Below are 21,481 nucleotides of genomic sequence, written 5' to 3'. Positions count from 1 at the left end.
TCCCGGTGAGCAAGTCCGCCGACGTCCTGGCGGCCGGTGCCCTCGTCTGGCGGGTCACCGGTCGGCGCCTGGAGGTGCTCCTCGTCCACCGGCCGCGCTACGACGACTGGTCCTGGCCCAAGGGGAAGCTCGACCCGGGTGAGTCCGCGCCCGAGGCCGCCGTGCGCGAGGTGGCCGAGGAGACGGGCGTGGCCGTCGCGCTCGGGCAACCGCTGCCCGCCGTGCGCTACCGGCTGAAGGACGGCCGCCGGAAGCGGACGAGCTACTGGGCCGCCCAGCCGCTGGAGGAGCACCCGCCAGGCGCTCGGCACCGGGCCGAGGAGATGGCCCCCGTGCAGGGTGACCCGCCGGAGGTCGACGAGATCCGCTGGGTCGAGGCGCGTCAGGCGATGGACCTGCTCACCTACCCGCCGGACCGGGAACCGCTCGGTCAGCTGCTCGACCAGTGGCGCGACGAGAAGCTGCGCACCTGGACGATGGTGGTCGTGCGCCACGCCCGGGCACGCAAGCGGTCCGCGTGGGACGGCGCGGAGGAGAGCCGACCCCTGACCCCGGTGGGCATGGCCCAGGCGGAGCGGCTCGTGCCGCTCCTCGCCTCATTCGGCATCGCCGAGGTCATCAGCTCGCCCTGGGAGCGCTGCATCGCGACGGTCCGGCCCTACCTCGAGGCGACCGGCATCGGGGCCGTGCTGCTGCCCGAGCTGACCGAGACCGCCCACGCCAAGAAGCCCAAGCCGGTCCGCGCGCTCGTCCGGCGGGAGCTGGTCGGGCGGGACGTGCCCGTGGCGGTCTGCGCGCACCGGCCCGTGCTGCCGACCGTGGTGTCGGAGATCGCGAAGCGCACGCCGCACAGCATCATGAAGCAGGTCCCCGAGGCCGATCCGTGGCTCAAGACCGGCGAGGTCCTCGTCGTGCACGTGGCACAGCGGACGGGTCGGGGATCTGTGGTCGTCGCCCTGGAGAAGCACCGCGCCGCGACCGAGAGACAAGTGCCGCTCCCCGTTGCCGAACTGTGACGGAACGAACAGACTGCATTCATCTGGTGTTCACCACTCGACCGCGTGGCGGACACCAATCGTGCCTACCGTCGAATCCGGTCGGGCAAGCCCTGGTTCCCGGCCCATCGACACAGAGGATGGATGACCGTGAAGCTTGCAGGTAGCCGCCGTCTGGCGGGAGTTGCCGCGATCAGCGCCCTGGCGCTCGCGCTCGCGGCCTGTGGTGGCAGTGGTGACAACAGCGGCGGCGCCGGCGGGGGCGCCGGTGGCGGCAACGGCGGCGGCTCGGACCTGTCCGGCGACCTGCCCGGTGCGGGTGCGTCGTCGCAGGAGGCGGCCATGGCGGGCTGGCTCGCCGGGTTCCAGGAGCAGCACCCGGGCGTCAACATCACCTACGACGCCGTCGGGTCGAGCACCGGGCGCGAGCAGTTCCTGCAGGGTGCCACGCTCTGGGGCGGCAGCGACTCCACGTTCGACGAGGAGGAGCTCCAGGCCGGTTCCGAGCGGTGCTACGGCGGCGAGGTGCTTGAGCTGCCGGTCTACATCTCCCCGATCGCCCTGGCGTACAACCTGCCCGACGTCGGCGTCGACCACCTCAACCTGCGGCCGGAGGTCATCGCCGGCATCTTCAACGGGGACATCACCTCCTGGGACGACCCCGCCATCGCGGAGGACAACCCGGAGGCCAACCTGCCCTCGCTGGACGTCGTCCCCGTGAACCGGTCCGACGGCTCCGGCACCACCGAGAACTTCACCGAGTACCTCGCGGACGCGGGCGGCGACGCGTGGCCGCACGAGCCGTCCGACACCTGGCCGATCTCCGGCACCCAGTCCGGTGCGCAGACCGACGGTGTCCTCGGCACCGTCTCCAGCGCCGAGGGAGCCATCGGCTACGCCGATGCCTCGCAGGTGCCGGACTCGCTGGGCACCGCAGCGGTCGGTGTGGGTGAGGAGTTCGTGCCCTACTCGCCGGACGCCGCGGCCGCCGTGGTCGACGGCTCGGAGCCGGCCGAGGACGCGAACGACCTGCGCCTGACCATCGAGCTCTCGCGCGACATCGAGGGCACCTACCCGATCGTCCTGGTCTCCTACGAGTTCGCGTGCTCGGTGTACGAGTCCCAGGCGGACGTCGAGAACGTCCAGGCGATCCTCAGCTACATCGCGTCCGAGGAGGGGCAGCAGCGCGCGGCCGACCCGGCGGTCGCCGGCTCGGCCCCCATCTCCGACGACCTGCGCAGCCAGATCGAGGCGGCCATCGAGCAGATCTCCGTGGCCGAGTGATCGGCTGGTGACCCGGCCGAAGGGTGGGACCGTCGTCGTGACGGTCCCACCCTTCGGCGTCGCAGGCCCCTGGGTGGTGTGAGCCATCCGACAGGTCACGTTAACCTTCCGTTCACCGAGCGCCTTCCCGGTGGACACCAGTCGCGCTTAGCCTGCCGACGGCTGGCACTCAGCGATAGCAGCCGGCGCCAGCCGGCCGTCACGACCAGCACGAAGCGGAGGACCCGTGGCAACTGCCCCTCCTGACCTCACGAGTCGCGACACACCTGCTCCCCGGTTGCGGGAGGCGCCCGGCCGCATCGGCAACGTCATCTTCCGCGGCATCTCCACCGGCGCGGGCATCGCCATCCTCATCACGCTCGCCGCCGTCGCCGCCTTCCTGATCATCCGGTCCTGGCCTGCGCTCACGGCGAGCGAGGAGGCGCTCGGTGGCATCTCCTTCATGCGCGGCAGCACGTTCGTCGAGTACGTGCTGCCGCTGGCCTTCGGCACGCTGCTCGCCTCGCTGATCGCGCTCCTCATCGCGGTCCCGCTCAGCGTCGGCGTCGGCCTCTTCATCTCGCACTACGCCCCGCGCCGCCTCGCCCAGGGCCTGGGCTACCTGGTCGACCTTCTCGCCGCGATCCCGTCGGTCATCTACGGCATGTGGGGCTTCTTCTGGCTGATGCCGCTCGTGGAGCCGTTCCAGGCCTGGCAGTCGGAGACGCTCGGGTTCATCCCGCTCTTCGCGGAGTACTCGGCACCGGCGAAGAACATCGCGACCGCCGGCCTGGTGCTCGCGATCATGATCCTGCCCATCATCACCGCGACCATCCGTGAGGTCTTCCTCCAGACGCCGCGCCTGCACGAGGAGGCGTCCCTCGCGCTCGGCGCCACCCGGTGGGAGATGGTCCGGCAGGCGGTCTTCCCGTTCGGGCGGTCCGGGATCGTCTCGGCGTCCATGCTCGGCCTGGGGCGCGCGCTCGGCGAGACCATGGCCGTGCTGATGATCATCTCGCCCGGACTGAGCATCAACCTCCACCTGCTGCAGGCCGGGCAGCACACCACCATCGCCGCGAACATCGCCAGCCAGTTCGGCGAGGGCGGCGGCGGTCTCGGCGGCAACGTCCTCATCGCGACCGGGCTGGTCCTCTTCGCCATCACCTTCGGCGTCAACCTCCTCGCGAGGTGGATCATCGCGCGGCGTGCCGAGTTCTCGGGAGCCAACTGATGACGACGACGACCACGACGCCCAAGCGCCGGCCGCTGGCGCAGGTCAAGCGCCTCCCCAAGCACACGCCGTGGGCGCTGCTCGCCGCCGCCCTCGCGGTCGCGTTCCTCGTGCTGCAGCTCCTCAGCACGCCGACGCCGGCCGGTGTCTTCTTCCTCGCCGCGGCGCTGTACGTCCTCGCCACGTGGGTCCTCTCGCGCGTCGTCGAGGGACCGCGGCAGGCGACGGACCGGCTCGCCACCGCGGTGGTGACCGGTGCGTTCGTGCTGGTGATGATCCCGCTCGGGTCCCTGGTCACGCAGGTGGCCGCCGAGGGCATGAAATTCATGTCGTTCGACTTCCTGAACACCGACATGGGCGGGGTGTTCGGGGAGATCCGCGACGGCGGTGCGGGACACGCGATCGTCGGCACGCTGTACGTCACCGGGCTGGCGTCCGCCTTCGCGATCCCGCTGGGCATCCTGACCGCCGTGTACCTCGTGGAGTTCGGGCGCGGGCGTCTGGCGCGCGCGATCACGCTCCTGGTGGACGTCATGACCGGCATCCCGTCCATCGTCGCCGGCCTGTTCGTCTTCGTGCTGTTCGCGCAGATCGACCCGCAGTACCGGTCGGCCTTCATGGGCGGAGTCGCGCTGGCCGTGCTCATGACGCCGGTCGTGGTCCGTTCGGTCGAGGAGATGCTCAAGCTCGTGCCCAACGAGCTCCGTGAGGCCTCCTACGCCCTCGGCGTTCCGAAGTGGCTCACGGTCGTGAAGGTCGTGCTGCGGACCGCCATCGCCGGCATCACCACGGGCGTGATGATCGCCATCGCGCGCGTCATCGGCGAGACCGCACCGCTGCTGCTGACGGTCGGCTCCTCCGCGGTGCTCTTCAACTACAGCCCTGTCGAGGGCCGCATCATGACCCTGCCCGTCTACGTCTACTCCCAGTACCGTCAGGGCGCCGGGATCCAGGGGTCGGTTGAGGTCGAGCGGGCCTGGGCGGCGGCCCTGACCCTCATCGTCATCGTGATGCTGCTCAACCTCGTCGCCCGCCTGGTCAGCAAATTCTTCTCTCCGAAGGGCATCTCGTGACCCGCCGCCCCGACAGTCTCCGGAAGGACCACTGATGTCCAAGCGCATCGACGTCAAGAACCTCAGCGTCTACTACGGCGACTTCCTCGCCGTGGAGGACGTCACCATGACCATCGAGCCGCGGTCGGTCACGGCGCTGATCGGTCCGTCGGGCTGCGGGAAGTCCACGTTCCTGCGGACGCTGAACCGCATGCACGAGGTCATCCCCGGGGCGTACGTGACGGGCGAGGCCAACATGGACGGCCAGAACCTGTACGGCAAGGGCGTGGACCCCGTGCAGGTCCGCCGTCAGGTCGGCATGGTGTTCCAGCGGCCGAACCCGTTCCCGACGATGTCCATCGCCGACAACGTGCTCGCCGGGGTGCGGCTCAACAACCGGCGGATGAGCAGGCCCGAGGCGGACGACCTGGTGGAGCGTTCCCTGCGCGGCGCGAACCTGTGGGGCGAGGTCAAGGACCGGCTCGCGCGGCCGGGCTCCTCCCTCTCCGGCGGTCAGCAGCAGCGGCTGTGCATCGCGCGTGCGATCGCGGTCAAGCCCGAGGTGCTGCTGATGGACGAGCCGTGCTCGGCGCTCGACCCGATCTCCACGCTGGCGATCGAGGACCTCATCGCGGAGCTGAAGAGCGAGTACACGATCGTCATCGTCACGCACAACATGCAGCAGGCAGCCCGCGTCTCGGACAAGACCGGCTTCTTCAACATCGCCGGCACGGGCAAGCCCGGGCACCTCATCGAGTACGACGAGACCGAGAAGATGTTCTCGACGCCGAGCGAGAAGGCGACCGAGGACTACATCTCCGGCCGCTTCGGCTGACGACGACCGCGCAGGCGGAGGTGGGCCCGAGGTCGGTTCGCTGACGGGCACGAGCGAGGGACGAGCGGAGTGCGAGGAAGCGGGCCAGGAGGGTACGAGGGCCCGCCGGAGCCGGAGCGGGAGGAGTCTGCCGCGAGGGTTCGGCTGACGACGACCACGCAGGCGGAGGTGGGCGCGAGGTCGGTTCGCTGACGGGCACGAGCGAGGGACGAGCGGAGTGCGAGGAAGCGGGCCAGGAGGGTGCGAGGGCCCGCCGGAGCCGGAGCGGGAGGAGTCTGCCGCGAGGGTTCGGCTGACGACGACCGCGAGGTGGGTGCGAGGACCCTCAGCGGTTCGCGCCCTCCAGGGACCCGGTCATCGGCTCGTCCACGGTGACGATGCAGGCGCTGGTGCGGTCGTCGGCCTGGTTCCAGCTCTCCTCGCTGGGGGTCAGCACCGAGAAGAAGAGCTCGGACTCCGCGTACGGGACGCCGATGAACTCCTCGAACGGCGGCTCGCACATGGTGCCCGCCTCGTCCTGGATCGCCTGGTCGCCCGGGAACTCCTCACCGGTGTGCTCCACGAGGGCGAAGACCTCGGCGTCGTGCTGCTCGCCGCACTCCAGGATCTCGACGTCGGTGACCTCTCCGCCCTCGAAGTCCGACCGGTTGAGGCAGTCACCCTCCTGCAGCTCGAACACGTTCCCGCTGCTGCACGCCGCGAGCGGGGCGACCAGGGCGGTGACGGCGACGGCGGACAGAACGGCCTTGCGCATGGGGTCTCCAGGTTCCTCGAGGTGATGGCGACCACGTGGTGCCGACCACAATGTAGGGGCAACGTCGCCGTCGTGGGTGGTCCGGCGCGGGGGAGAGGTCCCCACCGGCCGCGGCGCCGCTACGGCAGGACGGGCGACAGGACCAGGTAACCGCCCGCCGCGATGAGGCCGGCGGCGGGTGCGGTCAGCACCCAGGCGACGACGATCGATCGTGCGACGCCCCACCGGACGGCCCCGAGTCCCCGCCCGGCCCCGACGCCGGTGATCGCCGCGGTGATGGTGTGCGTCGTCGAGACCGGCGCGTGGAACCCGAGCGCGGCGACGTACAGCACGGCCGCAGCCACGGACTCCGCGACGAAGCCGCGTGGCGGGTCCAGGTCGACGACGCGGCGGCCCAGCGTCCGCATGATCCGCCACCCGCCCACGTACGTCCCCAGCGCCAGGGCCACCGCGGCCGAGAGCTTGACCCACAGCGGGATGGTGCTGCCCTCGTGCAGCCCGCCGGCGACGATGGCGAGCACGATGACGCCCATGGTCTTCTGCGCGTCCTGCAGGCCGTGCCCGAGGGCCATGGCCGACGCGGACACCGTCTGCGCCAGGCGGAACCGGCGCGTGGCCCGGCGGTACGGGGCATCCCGGGCCCACCACAGCACGCCGATCATGGCGCCTGCCGCGAGCAGGAAGCCCACCAGCGGCGAGGCGACCATCGGCACGGCCACGATCCAGCCGATGACGTCCCAGTGCACCTCGGTCGCCGAGGCTATCCCGGCACCCATGAGCCCGCCGATGAGGGCGTGGGAGGAGGACGAGGGCAGCCCGAGGCGCCACGTCACCAGGTTCCACGCGATCGCCCCGAGCAACCCGGCGAGCACCACGCCGAGCCCGTGCGCGCCGCTCGGCGGTGTGATGATCCCCGAGCCGATGGTCTCCGCGACGCCGGTGCCCAGCATCGCCCCGACGAGGTTCATCACCGCCGCCAGGGTCACCGCGGCCCGCGGCGTCAGGGCGCGCGTGGAGACGGAGGTGGCGACGGCGTTGGCGGTGTCGTGGAAACCGTTGGTGAAGTCGAAGACGAGCGCGACGGCCACGACGACCACCACGAGGAAGACGACGAGGTCCATGCCCTCGGCTCAGGCTTCCTGCAGCACGAGCGACTGGACCACGTCGGCGAGTCGGCGGAACCGACCGGCGACGTCGTTCAGCGCGTCCAGCACGCGCGTCACCCGCAGCGCCGCGACCGGGTCCGGCGCGCCGTCGAGCGCCTCTGCCGCCAGCCGCCGGTACGTCCGCCGCGCCGTCTCCACGAGCTGGACCACCTCGTCCCGGTAGGTGTTCGACCCGTTCATCGTCCGCAGGGCGCGCACCGCGTCCGCGGTGAGGTCCGCGCAGCGGGAGATCCCGCCGACGACCGCGCCCGCGTCCGCCGGAAGGTCGCCCAGCCTGTGCGCGATCATGAGGTCGGCCGCCTCGTCGAGCGCATCCATGCAGTCGTCGATCGCCGTGGTCAGGGCGTACAGGTCGCGTCGGTCGAACGGGGTCACGAACGTCCGGTCCAGCCGGTGCAGCACCGTGCTGGTGGTCTGGTCCGCCTCCTGCTCCACGGCGTGCAGCTCGGTGGCGAGCCGGGCGCGCGTCGTCCGGTCGGCCCCGACCATCCGGGTGAGCAGGCGCGCGCCGCGCACGAGGCACTCGGCTCCTGCGGACAGCAGCTCGAAGTAGACCTCGTCGCGCGGGATCAGTCGAAGTCGCAGCTTGGCTCCTGGGTGACTGGCGGATGAACGCCGGGAGAACGACAGCCCACAGGCTAAGGCAGGAGTCGGCAGCGACCGAAAACTTGTGTGACAAGTGAGGGACGCCGGGCCGGAGAGCGCCAGTCGGCGCGAAGGCCGCTCGTAGCGGCTGATGTTGGAGCCCGGGGCTTTCGCGGCCCGGCGTCGCTCACCACTGTACGTCAGCTGCGTGTGGGTGCAAGGGCCGTTCCCCGGTCGCGAACGCGGCGCGCCCGATCAGGGTGTCTCGGCGGCGACGCCGTCCCGACCCCGGGGGTCGAACCGGTAGCCGACGTTCCGGACCGTGCCGATGAGGTGGTCGTGCTCGTTCCCGAGCTTCGCCCGCAGCCGCCTGATGTGGACGTCGACCGTGCGGGTGCCGCCGAAGTAGTCGTAGCCCCACACCTCCTGCAGCAGCTGGGCGCGGGAGAGCACGCGGCCCGGGTTCTGCGCGAGGTGCTTGAGGAGCTCGAACTCCTTGTAGGTCAGGTCGAGCACACGCCCACGCACCCGCGCCGTGTACGCCGAGGCGTCGATCACCAGGTCGCCCGCCTCGAGCCGTTCCGGCGTCGAGGTGTCCCGGTCCTCGTCGCGGGTGGTCTCCGCGATCATCCGGAGCCGTGCCTCGACCTCGGCCGGTCCGGCGCTGGCCAGGATGACGTCGGCCGCTCCCCAGGTCCGGGAGACCGCGGTGAAGCCGCCTTCGGCCAGCACGAGCAGCACGGGAGGTGCCTGGACCGGCCCGGAGAGCATCCGGCAGAGCGTGCGGGCGGCGACCAGGTCCTTGCGGGCGTCCAGCACGACGGCGGCGGCGTCCCCGTGCTCGACGATCGAGGACGGCGACATCGGGGCGACCTGCACCTGGTGACCGAGGAGCGTCAGCGAGGGCAGCACACGGGCGACGCCACCGGGCTCGGCAGTCAGCATCAGGAGTTCCGCCACAGATCCCCTCCTCACGGGTGCGGCACACTCTAGCCGCGGGCCGGTGAGGTCTCGGCCCGCGTTCGCGGAGCGGTCGTCCGCGCGGGCGCCGTTTCGCGGTCCGGTCGCACGGTCATGCCACAATCGCCGGGTGGTCCACTCCGCCCCTCTCGCACTCGCCGACGCCGGTGCCCGGGGCGGCAGGGGCGGTGTCCTGACGTGATGGGTGCGGCGACACGGGCGGCCGTCACCGCCGTCGGGGCCGCCGCGATCGCCCTGGCCGGCTATCTCTCCACGGACGCGCTCTACGGCGTCGTGGTCGCCCTGGGACTGCTGTTCGCGGCCGGCTGGCCGCGGCTCCTGGGTCTGCCGACGGCGCGCGGGGGCAGCATCGTCATCGGCCTCGCGGCCGTCGCGGCGCTCGCAGTCGTGCGGTTCGCCGGTTTCGGGCACCTCGGTCTCGTGGCGGGTCTCGCCGTCGTCGCCGCGATCGTGCACCAGATGCTGCGCCGGGACGGCCGTCCCCGCCTGGTGGAGTCGGTCTCCGGGATCGTCACCGGCGCCGTCGTGACCATCTCCGCGGCCGGCTGGCTGGCGATCGAGGTGGACCGCACGACGCCCGCCCTCGTGGTCACGGCGGCGGCCACCATCGCGGCCGCCGCCACCGTCACCGCCCTGCGTGCGCCGATCGCGGTCGTCGGCGGGCTGGCGGCCGTCGTCGGCGCCGGGGTGGGGCTGCTGATCGGCTTCCTGCTCGGTGAGGTCGGGCCCGTGGCCGGAGCCCTCGTGGGCCTGACCGCCGGCATTCTCACCGCGGCGCTGCACATCCTGTTCGGGCAGTTCCCCGCCTCCGGGCGGATCCGGCCCGCCCTGGCCGCCGCGCTGCTGCTCGTGCTGGTCTCGGGCGTCCCGGTCTACCTGGTCGGCCGTCTCCTCGAGTCGGGTCTCCCCGGCGTCTGAGCGCTAGCCTGGGGCCGTGCCCTTCACCGTCCCGGACGACCTCGCCCCCGAGTGCTACCCGATCTCCTGGCTCCTCGGCCGCTGGCGCGGCTTCGGCATGCTCGGCTACCCCGGCGTGCCCGAGGCGGCGTTCCTCCAGGAGCTGGTCGTCGATCACGACGGCGGCCCGTACCTGCGCGCGACGACGACCATCCACCTCGCCGACGCCGAGGCGTCGCAGGAGGTGCAGCGTGAGATGAGCGGGCGTGCGGGAGCGGATCGCCTGGTCCCCGGCCAGCTCTGGTCCACCGAGACCGAGTACTGGCGCCCGGTGCCCGGCGACGGGACGTCCGAGAGCGACGGCCGGGCCGGGACGACCGGCGCAGGCGCCCCGGTGCCCGACCCGACGGACCTCGAGGTCCTCGTGGCGGACCCGTCAGGTCACATCAGCCTCTACGTGGGTGCCGTGCGCGGCCCGCGGATCGAGCTCGCGACCGACGCCGTCGTGCGCACCGCGACCGCCGCCGAGATGACCGGCGCCACCCGGGTCTACGGCCTCGTCGAGCAGGACCTCATGTGGGCGATGGACCTCGCCGCGTTCGGGCAGGAGCTGCAGACCTACGCCTCGGGCCGACTCAGCCGGGAGGAGTGAGAGATGCCGACCGACTACCGAAGCCCTCTGCTCGGCCGGCCCGGGGCCGTCGAGGCCTCCGGTCCCGACGCCGGCGTCCCGCTGCACCACGGCGATCCCGTGCACGAGCAGCGGGCACTGTCCCGCGGCCTGGCCGTCGTGGACCTGTCGCACCTGGGCGTGGTGACCGTCACCGGCCCCGACCGCATCAGCTGGCTCAACACGCTCAGCTCCCAGCTGCTGCTCGGCCTCGAGGCCGGCGTGCCCACCGAGCTGCTCCTGCTGGACGTGCACGGGCACATCGAGCACGCCCCCGCCGTGCAGGACGACGGCGAGACCACGTGGCTCGTCACCGAGGCGTCCGACACCGGCCCCCTCGCGGAGTTCCTCGACTCGATGCGGTTCATGCTGCGGGTCGAGGTCGCCGTCCGGGACGACGTCGCCGTGCTCGGCTCGGCCGCAGGCGGCTGGAACCGGATCACCGGGCACGAGGCGCACGCGCTGACCTGGCGCGACCCGTGGCCTCGCACGGCCCCGGGCTCGACGGCCTACGGCCCGCCCGACGCCGAGCACCCGGGGGTCGAGATCCACCGGGCGCTGAGCCTGGTGCGCCGGGAGAAGCTGGAGACGGTGGTCGACGACGTCCTCGCGACCGACGCCCGCCTGGCGGGCACGTGGGCCTGGGAGGCGCAGCGGGTCGAGGCCTGGCGCCCGCGGCTCGGGCGGGAGGTCGACGAGCGCGCCATCCCGCACGAGCTGGACTGGCTGCGCACCGGGGTCCACCTCGACAAGGGCTGCTACCGCGGCCAGGAGACGGTCGCGCGGGTGGTGAACCTCGGGAAGCCGCCGCGCCGGCTCGTCATGCTGCACCTCGACGGGTCCGAGCACGTGCTGCCCGGGGAGGGGGAGGAGGTCCGGCACGGCGAGCGGCCGGTCGGCCACCTCACCACGGTCGTGCGGCACGAGGAGCTCGGGCCGGTGGCGCTCGCGCTCGTCAAGCGGAACCTGCCCGCCGACGCCGAGCTGACCGCGGGCGGGATCGCCGCGGCGCAGGAGATCATCGTCGGCCTCGAGGGAACCACGGATGCGCGTCCGGAGGAGAGGCCGGGGGCCGGGCTGAGGCGCCTGCGCCCGTGAGGGGCACCTGGCGCCGCGGGCGCGTCCTGCTGGCGCTGCGGGTGCGCCAGGGCGGACGCCGGGTCGCCGAGGCCTTCCTGCCCATCCTCACCGCCGCGGTCGCCGCGGCCGTCGCGTACTTCGTCTCGCGGCACCTGCTCGGCCACGAGCTGCCGATGTTCGCGCCGATCGCGGCGTGGGTCTGCCTCGGGTTCAGCCCGGACCGCCAGCCGCGCCGGGTGGCCGAGCTGGGCGCGGGTGCGACCATCGGCGTGGCGCTGGGGGAGGTCCTCCTCGGTGTCGTCGGCTCCGGGGCGGTCCAGATCGCCGTCGTGCTGCTCATCGCCGCGTCCGTCGCACGGTTCCTCGACCGCGGCCACCTGCTGACCATGCAGGCAGGGGTCCAGGCCGTCGTCATCATCGCCATGCCGGCCGCGATGATCGCCGACGGCGCCGTCGGGCGCTGGGCGGACGCACTGGTCGGCGCCGCCATCGCGCTCCTGGTGGCCGCGCTCCTGCCCGGCGACCTCACCCGACGTCCGCGCCGCATGACTGCCGCCATCGTCCGTGACCTCGCATCGGCGCTCGGCACCCTCGCGCAGGGCCTGCGGACCGGTGACGCGCAGCTCGCCGAGGACGCGTTGGCGCAGCTCCGCGGCACCCAGGCCGCGCTTGACTCCCTCGACGAGACGCTGCGCAGCGCCCAGGAGGTCGTCGCCGTCAACCCGGCTCTCCGCAAGCTCCGCGGCACGGTCGCGGAGCTCTCCCGGACCGGGATGCTCGCCGACCGCGCGATCCGAAACGCGCGGGTCGTCGCCCGGCGCACGGTCGGCGCCATCGAGGACGGCGGTGCCTCGCCGCAGGTCGGGGCCGAGGTCGACACGATCGCCGTCGGGCTGCACGCCCTCGCCGGCGCCATCGGGGCGGGCGACCCGCCCCAGCACGCCCGCTCCACCCTGGTGCGCATCTCCGCCGACCTCGTCCCGGTCACGCACGCCGAGGAGGGGTGGCGCAAGCAGACCCTCGTCTCGCTGCTGCGGTCACTGGTGGTCGACGCCCTGCAGATGACCGGCATGTCCAGCCGGGAGGCGATGAGCCAGATGCCGGAGGGTTAGGCTCGGTCCGTGCTCGGCAGCTTCCAGATGTACCTGTTCCTCGCCCTCTCCCTCGTCCTGCTCGGCGTCGAGGTGTGGGCGCTGGTGGACCTGCTGCGTCGCCCGGCCAGCGCGTTCGTGGCCGCCGACAAGCGGACCAAGAAGTTCTGGGGACTGGTGCTCGGTGGGGCCGCCGCGATCGGGTTCGTCACGATCCCGCCGCCGCTCGGGATCGGGATCCTCGGCTCCTCCTTCCTGCAGTTCGTCGCGGTCGTGCCCGCCGGGATCTACCTCGCCGACGTGCGGCCCGCCGTCGAGCCGTACTCGCGGCGCCGGCCGCCGAGCGGCGGCGGGCGCTGGTGAGGGCCGTCCTGCAGCGGGTCACCCGCGCGGCGGTGACCGTCGACGGCGAGGTCGTCGGATCGCTCGACCGGCCCGGGCTGGTGGCGCTCGTCGGAGTCACGCACGACGACGGACCCGACCAGGTGACCCGGCTCGCCCGCAAGATCTCCGAGCTGCGCATCCTCCGGGAGGAGCGCTCCGTCCTGGACGACGGCGCCCCGGTGCTCGTGGTCTCGCAGTTCACCCTGTACGCGGAGACCCGCAAGGGTCGCCGCCCGACCTGGCACCGTGCGGCGCCCGGCCCGGTCGCGGAGCCCCTCGTGGACGACCTCGTCGCGGCACTGCGGGAGCGGGGCGTGGAGGTCGCCACCGGCCGGTTCGGTGCGGACATGGCGGTCGAGCTGGTCAACGACGGCCCCGTCACCCTGCTCGTCGAGGCGTGACGTCCGTCCCTCGTGACACCCGGTCCACAGGCGGTGTGCGGAAGCCGGGCCGGCACGGCAGGATCGGGGCCATGCAGATCGAGGCCGTCACCGGCGACATCACCGAGGAACGGGTGGACGCGATCGTCAACGCGGCCAACTCCTCCCTCATGGGCGGCGGTGGCGTCGACGGAGCTATCCACCGGGCGGCAGGCCCGGGCCTGCTCGAGGAGTGCATGGAGCTGCGTCGGACCGAGCTGCCCGACGGGCTGCCGGTCGGGCAGGCCGTGCCGACCGCCGGCTACGATCTGCCCGCCTCCTGGGTGATCCACACGGTCGGGCCGAACCGGCACCGCGGGGAGACCGACCCGGCACTCCTCGCGTCGTGCTTCACCTCCTCGCTCCAGGTGGCCTCCGACGTCGGCGCCGCGAGCGTCGCCTTCCCGGCCATCAGCGCCGGGGTCTTCGGGTGGGCGATGGGTGACGTCGCCCGCGTCGCCGTCGCCGCCGTCGCAGGATGGCGGCCCGCCGAGGCTGGATCCGGCATCGACCTCGTCCGGTTCGTCCTGGTGGACGAGACCGCCCGGTCGGCGTTCGCCGCCGAGCTCTGAGGCTTCCCGTCGCCGCCCGTCACGCCGGTGGCGAACACGGGCAGTTCCGGGAGCCGGCCACGGTTAGCCTGGACGAACGTCGCCCAGAAAGGCCGCTGCGGAGGTAGACCGCAGCACCAGACACCCGGCGGCCGCCAGTGAGGAGTGCACATGTTCGAACGATTTACCGACCGTGCCCGTCGTGTGGTCGTCCTCGCCCAGGAAGAGGCGCGGATGCTCAACCACAACTACATCGGCACCGAGCACATCCTCCTCGGCCTGATCCACGAGGGGGAGGGTGTCGCCGCGAAGGCGCTGGAGGCCCTCGACATCTCGCTCGAGGCGGTCCGCGTCCAGGTGACCGAGATCATCGGCGAGGGGCAGCAGTCCCCGTCCGGCCACATCCCGTTCACGCCGCGCGCCAAGAAGGTCCTCGAGCTCTCGCTGCGAGAGGCCCTCCAGCTCGGCCACAACTACATCGGCACCGAGCACATCCTCCTCGGCCTCATCCGCGAGGGGGAGGGTGTCGCCGCGCAGGTGCTGACGAAGCTCGGCGCGGACCTGAACCGCGTCCGCCAGCAGGTCATGCAGCTGCTCTCGGGCTACCAGGGGAAGGAGCCCGCCACGGCCGGCGGCCCGGCCGAGGGACAGCCCTCCGGCTCCGCCGTGCTCGACCAGTTCGGGCGCAACCTCACCCAGGCCGCCCGGGAGGGCAAGCTGGACCCGGTCATCGGCCGCAAGACCGAGGTCGAGCGGGTCATGCAGGTGCTGTCGCGGCGCACGAAGAACAACCCGGTGCTCATCGGTGAGCCCGGCGTCGGCAAGACCGCCGTCGTCGAGGGGCTCGCCCAGGACATCGTGCGCGGCGACGTTCCCGAGACGCTCAAGGACAAGCAGCTCTACACCCTCGACCTCGGGTCGCTCGTCGCCGGGTCCCGCTACCGCGGTGACTTCGAGGAGCGGCTGAAGAAGGTCCTCAAGGAGATCCGCACCCGCGGCGACATCATCCTGTTCATCGACGAGATCCACACCCTCGTCGGGGCGGGCGCCGCGGAGGGCGCGATCGACGCCGCCAGCATCCTCAAGCCGATGCTGGCCCGCGGCGAGCTGCAGACCATCGGCGCGACCACCCTCGAGGAGTACCGCAAGCACATCGAGAAGGACGCCGCGCTCGAGCGCCGCTTCCAGCCGATCCAGGTGGCCGAGCCGACGCTCCCGCACACCATCGAGATCCTCAAGGGGCTGCGCGACCGCTACGAGGCGCACCACCGCGTCTCCATCACCGACGAGGCGCTGGTGGCCGCCGCTAACCTCGCCGACCGGTACATCTCCGACCGGTACCTGCCGGACAAGGCGATCGACCTGATCGACGAGGCGGGCGCCCGCCTGCGGATCCGCCGGATGACGGCACCGCCGGAGCTGCGCGAGCTCGACGAGCGCATCGCCGAGGTCCGCCGCGAGAAGGAGTCGGCGATCGACGACCAGGACTTCGAGCGCGCCGCGCGGCTGCGCGACGACGAGAAGAACCTGGGCGAGCGCCGCATCGAGCGGGAGAAGGCCTGGAAGAGCGGCGACCTCGACGCCGTCTCCGAGGTGGACGAGGAGCTCATCGCCGAGGTGCTGGCGATGTCCACCGGCATCCCGGTCTTCAAGCTCACCGAGGAGGAGTCCTCCAAGCTCCTGCACATGGAGGACGAGCTGCACAAGCGGATCGTCGGCCAGGAGCAGGCGGTCAAGGCGCTGTCCCAGGCCATCCGCCGGACCCGTGCGGGCCTGAAGGACCCGAAGCGTCCGGGCGGCTCGTTCATCTTCGCCGGCCCGACCGGCGTCGGGAAGACCGAGCTGGCCAAGGCGCTCGCCGAGTTCCTCTTCGGGGACGAGGACGCGCTCATCCAGCTCGACATGTCGGAGTTCTCCGAGAAGCACACCGTCTCGCGGCTGTTCGGGTCCCCTCCGGGCTACGTCGGCTACGAGGAGGGTGGCCAGCTCACCGAGAAGGTGCGCCGCCGTCCGTTCTCCGTGGTGCTGTTCGACGAGGTGGAGAAGGCCCACGCGGACATCTTCAACTCGCTGCTGCAGGTGCTCGAGGACGGTCGCCTCACCGACTCCCAGGGCCGGGTCGTGGACTTCAAGAACACCGTCATCATCATGACCACGAACCTCGGCACCCGGGACATCGCCAAGGGCCTGCTCACCGGGTTCCAGGCGCAGGGCGAGCTGTCCAACAGCTACGACCGGATGAAGACGAAGGTCAACGAGGAGCTCAAGCAGCACTTCCGGCCCGAGTTCCTCAACCGCGTCGACGACGTCATCGTCTTCCCGCAGCTGTCCGAGGCCGAGATCATCCAGATCGTCGACCTCGAGATCAGCAAGCTGGACACCCGGCTGCGGGACCAGGACATGACGATCGAGCTGACGGCCGCGGCCAAGGAGCTGCTGGCGGAGCGCGGCTACGACCCGGTGCTCGGCGCCCGGCCGCTCAAGCGGGCCATCCAGCGGGAGATCGAGGACGTGCTGTCCGAGAAGATCCTGTTCGGCGACGTCAAGCCCGGCCAGAAGGTCGTGGTCGACGCCGAGGGCGAGGGCCTGCTCGGTCAGTTCACCTTCGCCGGTGAGCAGGCCGGTGACATCGAGAAGCCCGAGCCCGTGACGGTCGGCACCAGCACGACCGTCGAGCAGCGGGACCTGCCGACGGCGCCACCGAGCGGCGGTGCCGGCGGCGGCGGGCAGCTGCAGCCCGGGGCCTGACCCTCGGACCACGCACGACGGCGGAGGCGAGCGATCGCCTCCGCCGTCGTCGTGCCTGCGCTCAGGCGCCGAGCTCGGACCGCAGCCGGGCGACGTGACCCTGCGGGTCGACGTCGTACTCCGCGCTGCGGATCGTCCCAGAGGGGTCGACCACGAAGGTGCTGCGGCGCACGCCCTCGAAGGTCGTGCCGCGGAACGTCATCGGACCCCAGGTTCCGTAGGCGTCCGCGACGGCGTGGTCGGCATCGGACAGCAGCGGGAAGGTCAGCCGCTCGGCGTCGGCGAACGCCTTGATGTCGGGGACGGGATCCGCGGAGATCCCGACGACGGCGTAGCCGGCGCCGGCGAGCGAGGCGAGGTTGTCCCGGAAGTCGCAGGCCTCGGTGGTGCACCCCGGGGTGCCCGCCTTGGGGTAGAAGTACACGACGACACCACGGCGGGCGCCCGCGAGCAGGTCCGCGAGGGCCACCGGGTTGCCGTCGGCGTCGGGCAGGGTGAAGTCCGGGGCGGTCTCGCCCGCGTCGAGCTGGGTCATCTCTCAGGCTCCTTCTTCTCGGCCGGGTGCCGGTCCGTGTCCCGCTGCGTCCCAGTCTCGCGTCTCGGCGCCGGGACGTACATCGCAGGAGCTCAGCGCAGCCGCTCCAGAGCACCCGGCTCGAGCCCTGTCCGGTCGGTGAGCTCCGCGGCGCCGATCGCGCCGCAGTCGAGACCTCGCCGGAGGAACCGGGCGAGGGCCTTGGCGGTCGCCGGCTCGTCCAGGACGGCGCCCTCGACCCGGCCCGCGTAAGCCCGCAGGCGTGCCGCCGCCGGCTCGAAGCCCTCGCGGAAGAACGAGTAGGTCGCCGCGAACCGGCTGGGCAGGTGCCCGGGGTGCATGTCCCACCCCTGGTAGAACCCCCGTTCCAGTGACCGGCGGACCAGGCGACCGTGGTTCGCCCACGCGGCCCGCACCTGGGACGTCTCGCCGACCGGGAGGACGTTCGTGGATCCGTCGGACAGCCGGACGCCGGTCTCGGCGGCGGCGAGCTGCATGACGGCCTTGGCGTGGTCGGCCGCGGGGTGCTCGAGCGACTGGTACGCCGCCGCGATGCCGAGGGAGGCGGAGTAGTCGTAGGTGCCGTAGTGCAGGCCGCTGATCCGGCCGTCGCCGGCGTGCACCATCCTCGCCACACCGGCCGTGCCACCCGCGTCGAGGATCGCCTGCGGCGTCTCGACCTGGACCTCGAAGCGCAGCCGGGCGCTGGGCAGGTCGTTGGCCCGCTCGAGGGCGGCGCACACCTCGACCATCGCCTCGACCTGGGCGGCGGCGGTCACCTTCGGCAGGGTCAGCACCAGCCCGTCCGGCAACGGCCCGGATGCGGCGAGGGCCGTGACGAACAGGTCGAGCGTGCGCAGGCCGCGGGCACGGGTGGCCGCCTCGAGGCACTTGAACCGGATCCCGCAGAACGGGGGAGCGGTCCCCGCCTCGATCGCCTCGCGCAGTCCGCTCGCGGCGGCCAGGACCGCCTCGTCCTCCGCCGCGTCACCGTGGTCGCCGTAGCCGTCCTCGAGGTCCACCCGGAGATCCTCGACCGGCTCCCGGGCGAGCTTGTCCTCGACCTGGGCCGCGACCGCGTCGCGCAGGTCCGGGCGGACCCCGACGGCCTCCAGCACCGCGGCCGTCCCGCCGGACGCCGCGACCAGCTCACGCGCCCGCGCGCCCCACTCGGTCGCCACGTCGCGGTGGTACCGGTCGGCGGGGACGTAGACGGTGTGCACGGGCTGTCGCATGCCGTCGTCGCCCGGGTACGCCTGCGCGAGATGGTTGTCGTGACCTGCCAGGCGTTCCTCGACCTGGCGCCGTGTGGCCTGGTCCAGCGAGGTCCGTGCGGGGAGCGGCGTCGCCATTCCTGGATCCTTCCTGCCAACAGGTTCCAAATTGTGGAATCATAGTTCTACGAAGCGGCGCGCCTTGTGCGCGCCCGACCACTGTCCGGCGCACGACGAAGGGGCGACATGGCGAACGGCTCGGGGGTCCAGTCCGTGGACCGGGTGATCGACCTGCTCGAGATCATGACGGACCTCGGTGGCGACGTCGCTCTGAACGAGATCGCCGCCGCCTCGCAGCTGCCGCTGCCGACCATCCACCGGCTCATGCGCACACTGGTGATGCGCGGGTACGCGCGCCAGCTCCCCTCGCGCCGCTACACGCTCGGGCCGCGCCTCATCCGCCTGGGCGAGAGCGCGGGCCGGCAGCTCGGCGCGGGCGCCCGGCCCCACCTCGAGCGCCTCGCCGGCGAGCTCGGGGAGACCGCGAACCTCGCGATGATCGACCGCGACATGGCGGTCTACGTCGCGCAGGCGGCGTCGCGCCACTCGATGCGGATGTTCACCGAGGTCGGCCGCCGCGTCTACTGCCACTGCACCGGGGTCGGAAAGGTGGTCCTCTCCCAGCTCCCCGACAAGACGATCCGCGAGATCATCGGCCGGGTCGGGATGCAGCCGGCGACCGACCAGTCGATCACCTCGCTCGACGCTCTCCTGAAGGAGATGGAGCGGATCCGGGAGCGGGGGTACGCCGTCGACGACGGCGAGCAGGAGATCGGCGTGCGCTGCTACGCGGTGCCGGTCCCCGACGCGCCGACCCCGACCGCGCTGTCCGTCTCCGGGCCTGCGATCCGGGTGACGGACGACTTCGGCGAGACCGCCGTGCCGATGCTGCACTCGGTGGCGCGGGACATCGCCCAGGAGCTGCTCTCGGCCTGACCTCCGGCGCCTCATGCCCGGGTCCGCGCGACCGGGTAGCTCTCGTCCTCGGGGCGTGCGCTGGTCATGTCCGCCTCCTTCGATGGACGGGCGGTCGGGTCCGGCTCAGCAGAAGCCGCTGACCGTGCTCCAGGCGCGCGGCTCGGCCGCGGCCCCGTCGCGCCTGACCTCGGCCTCGATCTTCCCGTAGGGCCGGTCCGCGGCGTAGAAGACCTCGTTCGGGTTCTCGAGGCCGAACGGCTCCATGTCGACGAGGAAGTGGTGGAGGTTGGGCATCGAGAACCGGATCTCGCCGATCTCCGGGTGCGCCTCCAGCACGCGCCTGCCCATCTGGAACAGGGTCTGCTGCAGCGCGAGGGAGTGCACGTCCGCGAAGGTCTCCAGGAGGATCCGGCGCACGTCGTCGTAGGTGGCGTTGTAGTCGAGGGCGTCCTTGGTGTAGCGCCACCTGGCGGTGACCGAGGTGGCCAGGATCCGGTCCGTCGTCTCCGGCAGCGTCGTGAACCGGTCCCGCGGGAAGCCGTGGAACTCCGATCCGGTGGACTTCAGGACCTTCAGGTCCTGCAGGCCGGCGACGACGAAGATCTCGTCACCCTCGCGCTGGACCACTGCGGTGCGCGTCTCGGTGCCGCCGCGGACGAAGGAGTGGTCGTGCTCGCCGTCCGTGACGTTGTGGGTCAGCGAGGAGGGGATGTGCTCCCAGGAGTACTCCTCGACCTCCCAGCGCCCGCCGGCCACCCAGTCGAAGCTCGAGGTGAAGTGCTCCGAGAGCCGGACCGCGAACTCCTCGGGCGAGCCGATGCCGTCCTTGGCGAGCGCGAAGATGGTGTTCTTCTGGGTGTCGGTCGGCACGACCTTTCCCTGGTCGCCCTCGACGTGCGCGGCGGCGAAGTCCCCGCGCAGCTGGGAGGTGACCGACAGGTCGGTGATGCGATGCCGGGGCCGGTCCCGGTCGACCTTCAGGACCCGGACCTCGGCCTTGCCGTACTGGTTCTCGCCGAGGACGATGCCTCCGGTCGCCTCCTGCGCGTTCGCGGTCATCTCACTAGCTCCTTCGGTAGGTCTGCGACTGCGTCGTGCTGCGCCCCGGTGCCTCAGCTGCCCCGGTACGTCGAGTAGGCGAACGGGCTCAGCAGGCATGGGACGTGATAGTGGTCCTCGCCCTCCTCGACGACGAAGTCGATCGTGACCGAGGGGTAGAAGGTCCTCACGTCCTGGCGTCCGAAGTACTCGCCGGTGGCGAAGGAGACCCGGTAGACGCCTGGTTCGAGCCGCTCCGGTCCGAGCTGCGCGACCCGTCCGTCGTCGTCGGTGACCCCCGAGGCGATCGTCCCGCCGTCGGCGCCGGAGAGGGTCACCCGGATGCCGGGGGCCGGCCCGCCGCGGACGGTGTCGAGGACGTGCGTGGTCACGTGCGAGGTCATGTCAGCTCCTTCTGGAGTCGGAGTACGGCGATCTCGCGCAGCTGCTCGGCAGTGATGCTGCGCTCGGTGACCGGGTCGTTGCCCAGACGCTCCTCGAGGGCCGCGAGGATCTCCGCGGCGCTGCGCCCGGCGGCGCGGATCAGGAAGACGTGGCCGAACCGGTCCTCGTACGCACGGTTGCCGTCGAGGAGGCGGCGGGCCGTCTCGGCGTCGGTCCCGACGCCGGCCTGCTCCCGGCGCGAGTGCGCCGCCCCGGCGTCGTCGCCCGCGGGGCGCTCGCCGATGCGGGGATGGTGCGCGAGGGCGGCGGCGAGCTCCGCGTCGGTCCAGCCGGGCGCGGCGGTGCGCGCCGCCGTCAGCACCTTCTCGACGTCCGCGTACGGTCGTCCGGCACTGACCTCGGCCGCCCAGCGGGGCACGTCGACGCACCGGAGAAGCAGGGTGCGGGCAGCAGCGTCGTCGGCCTCGTTGAACAGCGCCAGCTGCGGAGTCATGGGTCGACCTCGACTCGTAGAGTTCCATAACGCGGAAGATAACTTCCAGCCCGTGAACCTATGTGGTGTCGTGGGTGGTGTCAAGAGACTGCATGGCACGCCCAGAGGAAGAATGC

23 protein-coding genes are annotated in these 21,481 nt (G+C 72.0%); 14 read left to right on the top strand and 9 right to left on the bottom strand.

Annotated elements, in window-relative coordinates:
- Positions 1-5: 5 nt before the first annotated feature.
- The 5 genes from ACFQQL_RS18550 (at position 6) to pstB (ending at position 5,376) form a co-directional block, all read left to right on the top strand.
- The gene (locus tag ACFQQL_RS18550; RefSeq protein ID WP_382396653.1) at positions 6-1,016 is read left to right on the top strand and encodes an NUDIX hydrolase; all 1,011 of its coding nucleotides are present in this window, start codon (positions 6-8) and stop codon (positions 1,014-1,016) included.
- 123 nt (positions 1,017-1,139) lie between these two features.
- Positions 1,140-2,279 carry a phosphate ABC transporter substrate-binding protein PstS gene (locus ACFQQL_RS18545; protein WP_382396652.1) on the top strand — a complete coding sequence of 380 codons (1,140 nt, stop codon included), beginning with the start codon at positions 1,140-1,142 and terminating at the stop codon, positions 2,277-2,279.
- 226 nt (positions 2,280-2,505) lie between these two features.
- Entirely contained in the window at positions 2,506-3,489 is a 984-nt protein-coding gene (pstC, locus tag ACFQQL_RS18540) for a phosphate ABC transporter permease subunit PstC (RefSeq protein WP_382396651.1), read from the top strand.
- Positions 3,489-4,562, top strand: coding sequence for a phosphate ABC transporter permease PstA (gene pstA / locus ACFQQL_RS18535; RefSeq protein ID WP_382396650.1), 1,074 nt, complete (start codon positions 3,489-3,491; stop codon positions 4,560-4,562). Before pstC ends, pstA begins: the two co-directional genes overlap by 1 nt.
- A gap of 34 nt (positions 4,563-4,596) precedes the next feature.
- Positions 4,597-5,376, top strand: coding sequence for a phosphate ABC transporter ATP-binding protein PstB (gene pstB / locus ACFQQL_RS18530; protein WP_382396649.1), 780 nt, complete (start codon positions 4,597-4,599; stop codon positions 5,374-5,376).
- Positions 5,377-5,701: 325 nt separating this feature from the next.
- Here the strand turns inward: pstB and ACFQQL_RS18525 are convergent, their stop codons facing one another.
- The 4 genes from ACFQQL_RS18525 to ACFQQL_RS18510 all read right to left on the bottom strand — a co-directional run bounded on the left by ACFQQL_RS18525 (position 5,702) and on the right by ACFQQL_RS18510 (position 8,841).
- Positions 5,702-6,130 (bottom strand): septum formation family protein, encoded by a 429-nt coding sequence (locus tag ACFQQL_RS18525; protein WP_382396648.1) that lies wholly within the window; start codon positions 6,128-6,130, stop codon positions 5,702-5,704.
- A gap of 119 nt (positions 6,131-6,249) precedes the next feature.
- Entirely contained in the window at positions 6,250-7,251 is a 1,002-nt protein-coding gene (locus tag ACFQQL_RS18520; RefSeq protein WP_382396647.1) for an inorganic phosphate transporter, read from the bottom strand.
- 9 nt (positions 7,252-7,260) lie between these two features.
- Complete coding sequence (locus tag ACFQQL_RS18515; protein ID WP_382396815.1) at positions 7,261-7,836, bottom strand: DUF47 domain-containing protein; 576 nt, start codon at positions 7,834-7,836, stop codon at positions 7,261-7,263.
- Between the two features lie 300 nt (positions 7,837-8,136).
- On the bottom strand, positions 8,137-8,841 hold the full coding sequence (locus ACFQQL_RS18510) for a winged helix-turn-helix transcriptional regulator (RefSeq protein WP_382396646.1): 705 nt from the start codon (positions 8,839-8,841) through the stop codon (positions 8,137-8,139).
- A 201-nt stretch (positions 8,842-9,042) separates the two neighbouring features.
- On the opposite strand from ACFQQL_RS18510, the gene ACFQQL_RS18505 reads away from it, so the two are divergent.
- The 8 genes from ACFQQL_RS18505 to ACFQQL_RS18470 all read left to right on the top strand — a co-directional run bounded on the left by ACFQQL_RS18505 (position 9,043) and on the right by ACFQQL_RS18470 (position 16,702).
- The gene (locus ACFQQL_RS18505) at positions 9,043-9,780 is read left to right on the top strand and encodes a hypothetical protein (RefSeq protein WP_382396645.1); all 738 of its coding nucleotides are present in this window, start codon (positions 9,043-9,045) and stop codon (positions 9,778-9,780) included.
- 16 nt (positions 9,781-9,796) lie between these two features.
- The gene (locus tag ACFQQL_RS18500) at positions 9,797-10,411 is read left to right on the top strand and encodes a heme-binding beta-barrel domain-containing protein (RefSeq protein WP_382396644.1); all 615 of its coding nucleotides are present in this window, start codon (positions 9,797-9,799) and stop codon (positions 10,409-10,411) included.
- Positions 10,412-10,414: 3 nt separating this feature from the next.
- Entirely contained in the window at positions 10,415-11,527 is a 1,113-nt protein-coding gene (gene ygfZ, locus ACFQQL_RS18495) for a CAF17-like 4Fe-4S cluster assembly/insertion protein YgfZ (RefSeq protein ID WP_382396643.1), read from the top strand.
- Positions 11,524-12,621, top strand: a complete 1,098-nt coding sequence (locus ACFQQL_RS18490) for an FUSC family protein (RefSeq protein ID WP_382396642.1) — start codon at positions 11,524-11,526, stop codon at positions 12,619-12,621. The genes ygfZ and ACFQQL_RS18490 overlap by 4 nt, the downstream gene beginning before the upstream one ends.
- A gap of 9 nt (positions 12,622-12,630) precedes the next feature.
- Positions 12,631-12,963 (top strand): DUF2516 family protein, encoded by a 333-nt coding sequence (locus tag ACFQQL_RS18485; protein WP_382396641.1) that lies wholly within the window; start codon positions 12,631-12,633, stop codon positions 12,961-12,963.
- Positions 12,960-13,385: a D-aminoacyl-tRNA deacylase gene (gene dtd, locus ACFQQL_RS18480; RefSeq protein WP_382396640.1), complete on the top strand. Its 426-nt coding sequence runs from the start codon at positions 12,960-12,962 to the stop codon at positions 13,383-13,385. Before ACFQQL_RS18485 ends, dtd begins: the two co-directional genes overlap by 4 nt.
- A 71-nt stretch (positions 13,386-13,456) precedes the next feature.
- Positions 13,457-13,975, top strand: a complete 519-nt coding sequence (locus ACFQQL_RS18475; RefSeq protein ID WP_382396639.1) for an O-acetyl-ADP-ribose deacetylase — start codon at positions 13,457-13,459, stop codon at positions 13,973-13,975.
- Positions 13,976-14,125: 150 nt separating this feature from the next.
- Positions 14,126-16,702, top strand: coding sequence for an ATP-dependent Clp protease ATP-binding subunit (locus ACFQQL_RS18470; RefSeq protein WP_382396638.1), 2,577 nt, complete (start codon positions 14,126-14,128; stop codon positions 16,700-16,702).
- Positions 16,703-16,763: 61 nt separating this feature from the next.
- Here the strand turns inward: ACFQQL_RS18470 and bcp are convergent, their stop codons facing one another.
- Together bcp and ACFQQL_RS18460 are read right to left on the bottom strand one after the other, a co-directional pair.
- The gene (gene bcp, locus ACFQQL_RS18465; RefSeq protein WP_382396637.1) at positions 16,764-17,237 is read right to left on the bottom strand and encodes a thioredoxin-dependent thiol peroxidase; all 474 of its coding nucleotides are present in this window, start codon (positions 17,235-17,237) and stop codon (positions 16,764-16,766) included.
- Between the two features lie 92 nt (positions 17,238-17,329).
- Positions 17,330-18,589, bottom strand: coding sequence for a DUF6986 family protein (locus ACFQQL_RS18460; RefSeq protein ID WP_382396636.1), 1,260 nt, complete (start codon positions 18,587-18,589; stop codon positions 17,330-17,332).
- 108 nt (positions 18,590-18,697) lie between these two features.
- Here ACFQQL_RS18460 and ACFQQL_RS18455 point away from each other — a divergent pair, with 108 nt between their 5' ends.
- Positions 18,698-19,447, top strand: coding sequence for an IclR family transcriptional regulator (locus tag ACFQQL_RS18455; protein WP_382396635.1), 750 nt, complete (start codon positions 18,698-18,700; stop codon positions 19,445-19,447).
- Between the two features lie 105 nt (positions 19,448-19,552).
- Here the strand turns inward: ACFQQL_RS18455 and pucL are convergent, their stop codons facing one another.
- The 3 genes from pucL to uraD are packed head-to-tail and all read right to left on the bottom strand — an operon-like array spanning position 19,553 to position 21,365.
- Positions 19,553-20,488: a factor-independent urate hydroxylase gene (gene pucL, locus ACFQQL_RS18450; protein ID WP_382396634.1), complete on the bottom strand. Its 936-nt coding sequence runs from the start codon at positions 20,486-20,488 to the stop codon at positions 19,553-19,555.
- A 53-nt stretch (positions 20,489-20,541) separates the two neighbouring features.
- A complete protein-coding gene (uraH, locus tag ACFQQL_RS18445; protein WP_382396633.1) occupies positions 20,542-20,871 on the bottom strand; it encodes a hydroxyisourate hydrolase in 330 nt (109 codons plus the stop codon).
- Entirely contained in the window at positions 20,868-21,365 is a 498-nt protein-coding gene (gene uraD, locus ACFQQL_RS18440; RefSeq protein ID WP_382396632.1) for a 2-oxo-4-hydroxy-4-carboxy-5-ureidoimidazoline decarboxylase, read from the bottom strand. The genes uraH and uraD overlap by 4 nt, the downstream gene beginning before the upstream one ends.
- Positions 21,366-21,481 lie beyond the last annotated feature (116 nt).

The sequence above is a fragment of the Georgenia alba genome (genome assembly GCF_042665525.1).
Classification (GTDB): Bacteria; Actinomycetota; Actinomycetes; order Actinomycetales; family Actinomycetaceae; genus Allobogoriella; species Allobogoriella alba.
Note: the sequence above shows the minus strand (reverse complement) of the source record. Positions and strands in the feature narration are given on the sequence as shown.

Bases quoted from the DNA above. Each gene is read 5' to 3' on its own strand.
- uraD (WP_382396632.1), bottom strand. From the start codon at position 21,365: ATGACTCCGCAGCTGGCGCTGTTCAACGAGGCCGACGACGCTGCTGCC.
- ACFQQL_RS18455 (WP_382396635.1), top strand. From the start codon at position 18,698: ATGGCGAACGGCTCGGGGGTCCAGTCCGTGGACCGGGTGATCGACCTG.
- ACFQQL_RS18460 (WP_382396636.1), bottom strand. From the start codon at position 18,589: ATGGCGACGCCGCTCCCCGCACGGACCTCGCTGGACCAGGCCACACGG.
- pstA (WP_382396650.1), top strand. From the start codon at position 3,489: ATGACGACGACGACCACGACGCCCAAGCGCCGGCCGCTGGCGCAGGTC.
- ygfZ (WP_382396643.1), top strand. From the start codon at position 10,415: ATGCCGACCGACTACCGAAGCCCTCTGCTCGGCCGGCCCGGGGCCGTC.
- bcp (WP_382396637.1), bottom strand. From the start codon at position 17,237: ATGACCCAGCTCGACGCGGGCGAGACCGCCCCGGACTTCACCCTGCCC.
- ACFQQL_RS18470 (WP_382396638.1), top strand. From the start codon at position 14,126: ATGTTCGAACGATTTACCGACCGTGCCCGTCGTGTGGTCGTCCTCGCC.
- ACFQQL_RS18525 (WP_382396648.1), bottom strand. From the start codon at position 6,130: ATGCGCAAGGCCGTTCTGTCCGCCGTCGCCGTCACCGCCCTGGTCGCC.
- ACFQQL_RS18475 (WP_382396639.1), top strand. From the start codon at position 13,457: ATGCAGATCGAGGCCGTCACCGGCGACATCACCGAGGAACGGGTGGAC.
- pstB (WP_382396649.1), top strand. From the start codon at position 4,597: ATGTCCAAGCGCATCGACGTCAAGAACCTCAGCGTCTACTACGGCGAC.
- ACFQQL_RS18520 (WP_382396647.1), bottom strand. From the start codon at position 7,251: ATGGACCTCGTCGTCTTCCTCGTGGTGGTCGTCGTGGCCGTCGCGCTC.
- uraH (WP_382396633.1), bottom strand. From the start codon at position 20,871: ATGACCTCGCACGTGACCACGCACGTCCTCGACACCGTCCGCGGCGGG.
- pucL (WP_382396634.1), bottom strand. From the start codon at position 20,488: ATGACCGCGAACGCGCAGGAGGCGACCGGAGGCATCGTCCTCGGCGAG.
- ACFQQL_RS18505 (WP_382396645.1), top strand. From the start codon at position 9,043: ATGGGTGCGGCGACACGGGCGGCCGTCACCGCCGTCGGGGCCGCCGCG.
- ACFQQL_RS18545 (WP_382396652.1), top strand. From the start codon at position 1,140: ATGACCGTGAAGCTTGCAGGTAGCCGCCGTCTGGCGGGAGTTGCCGCG.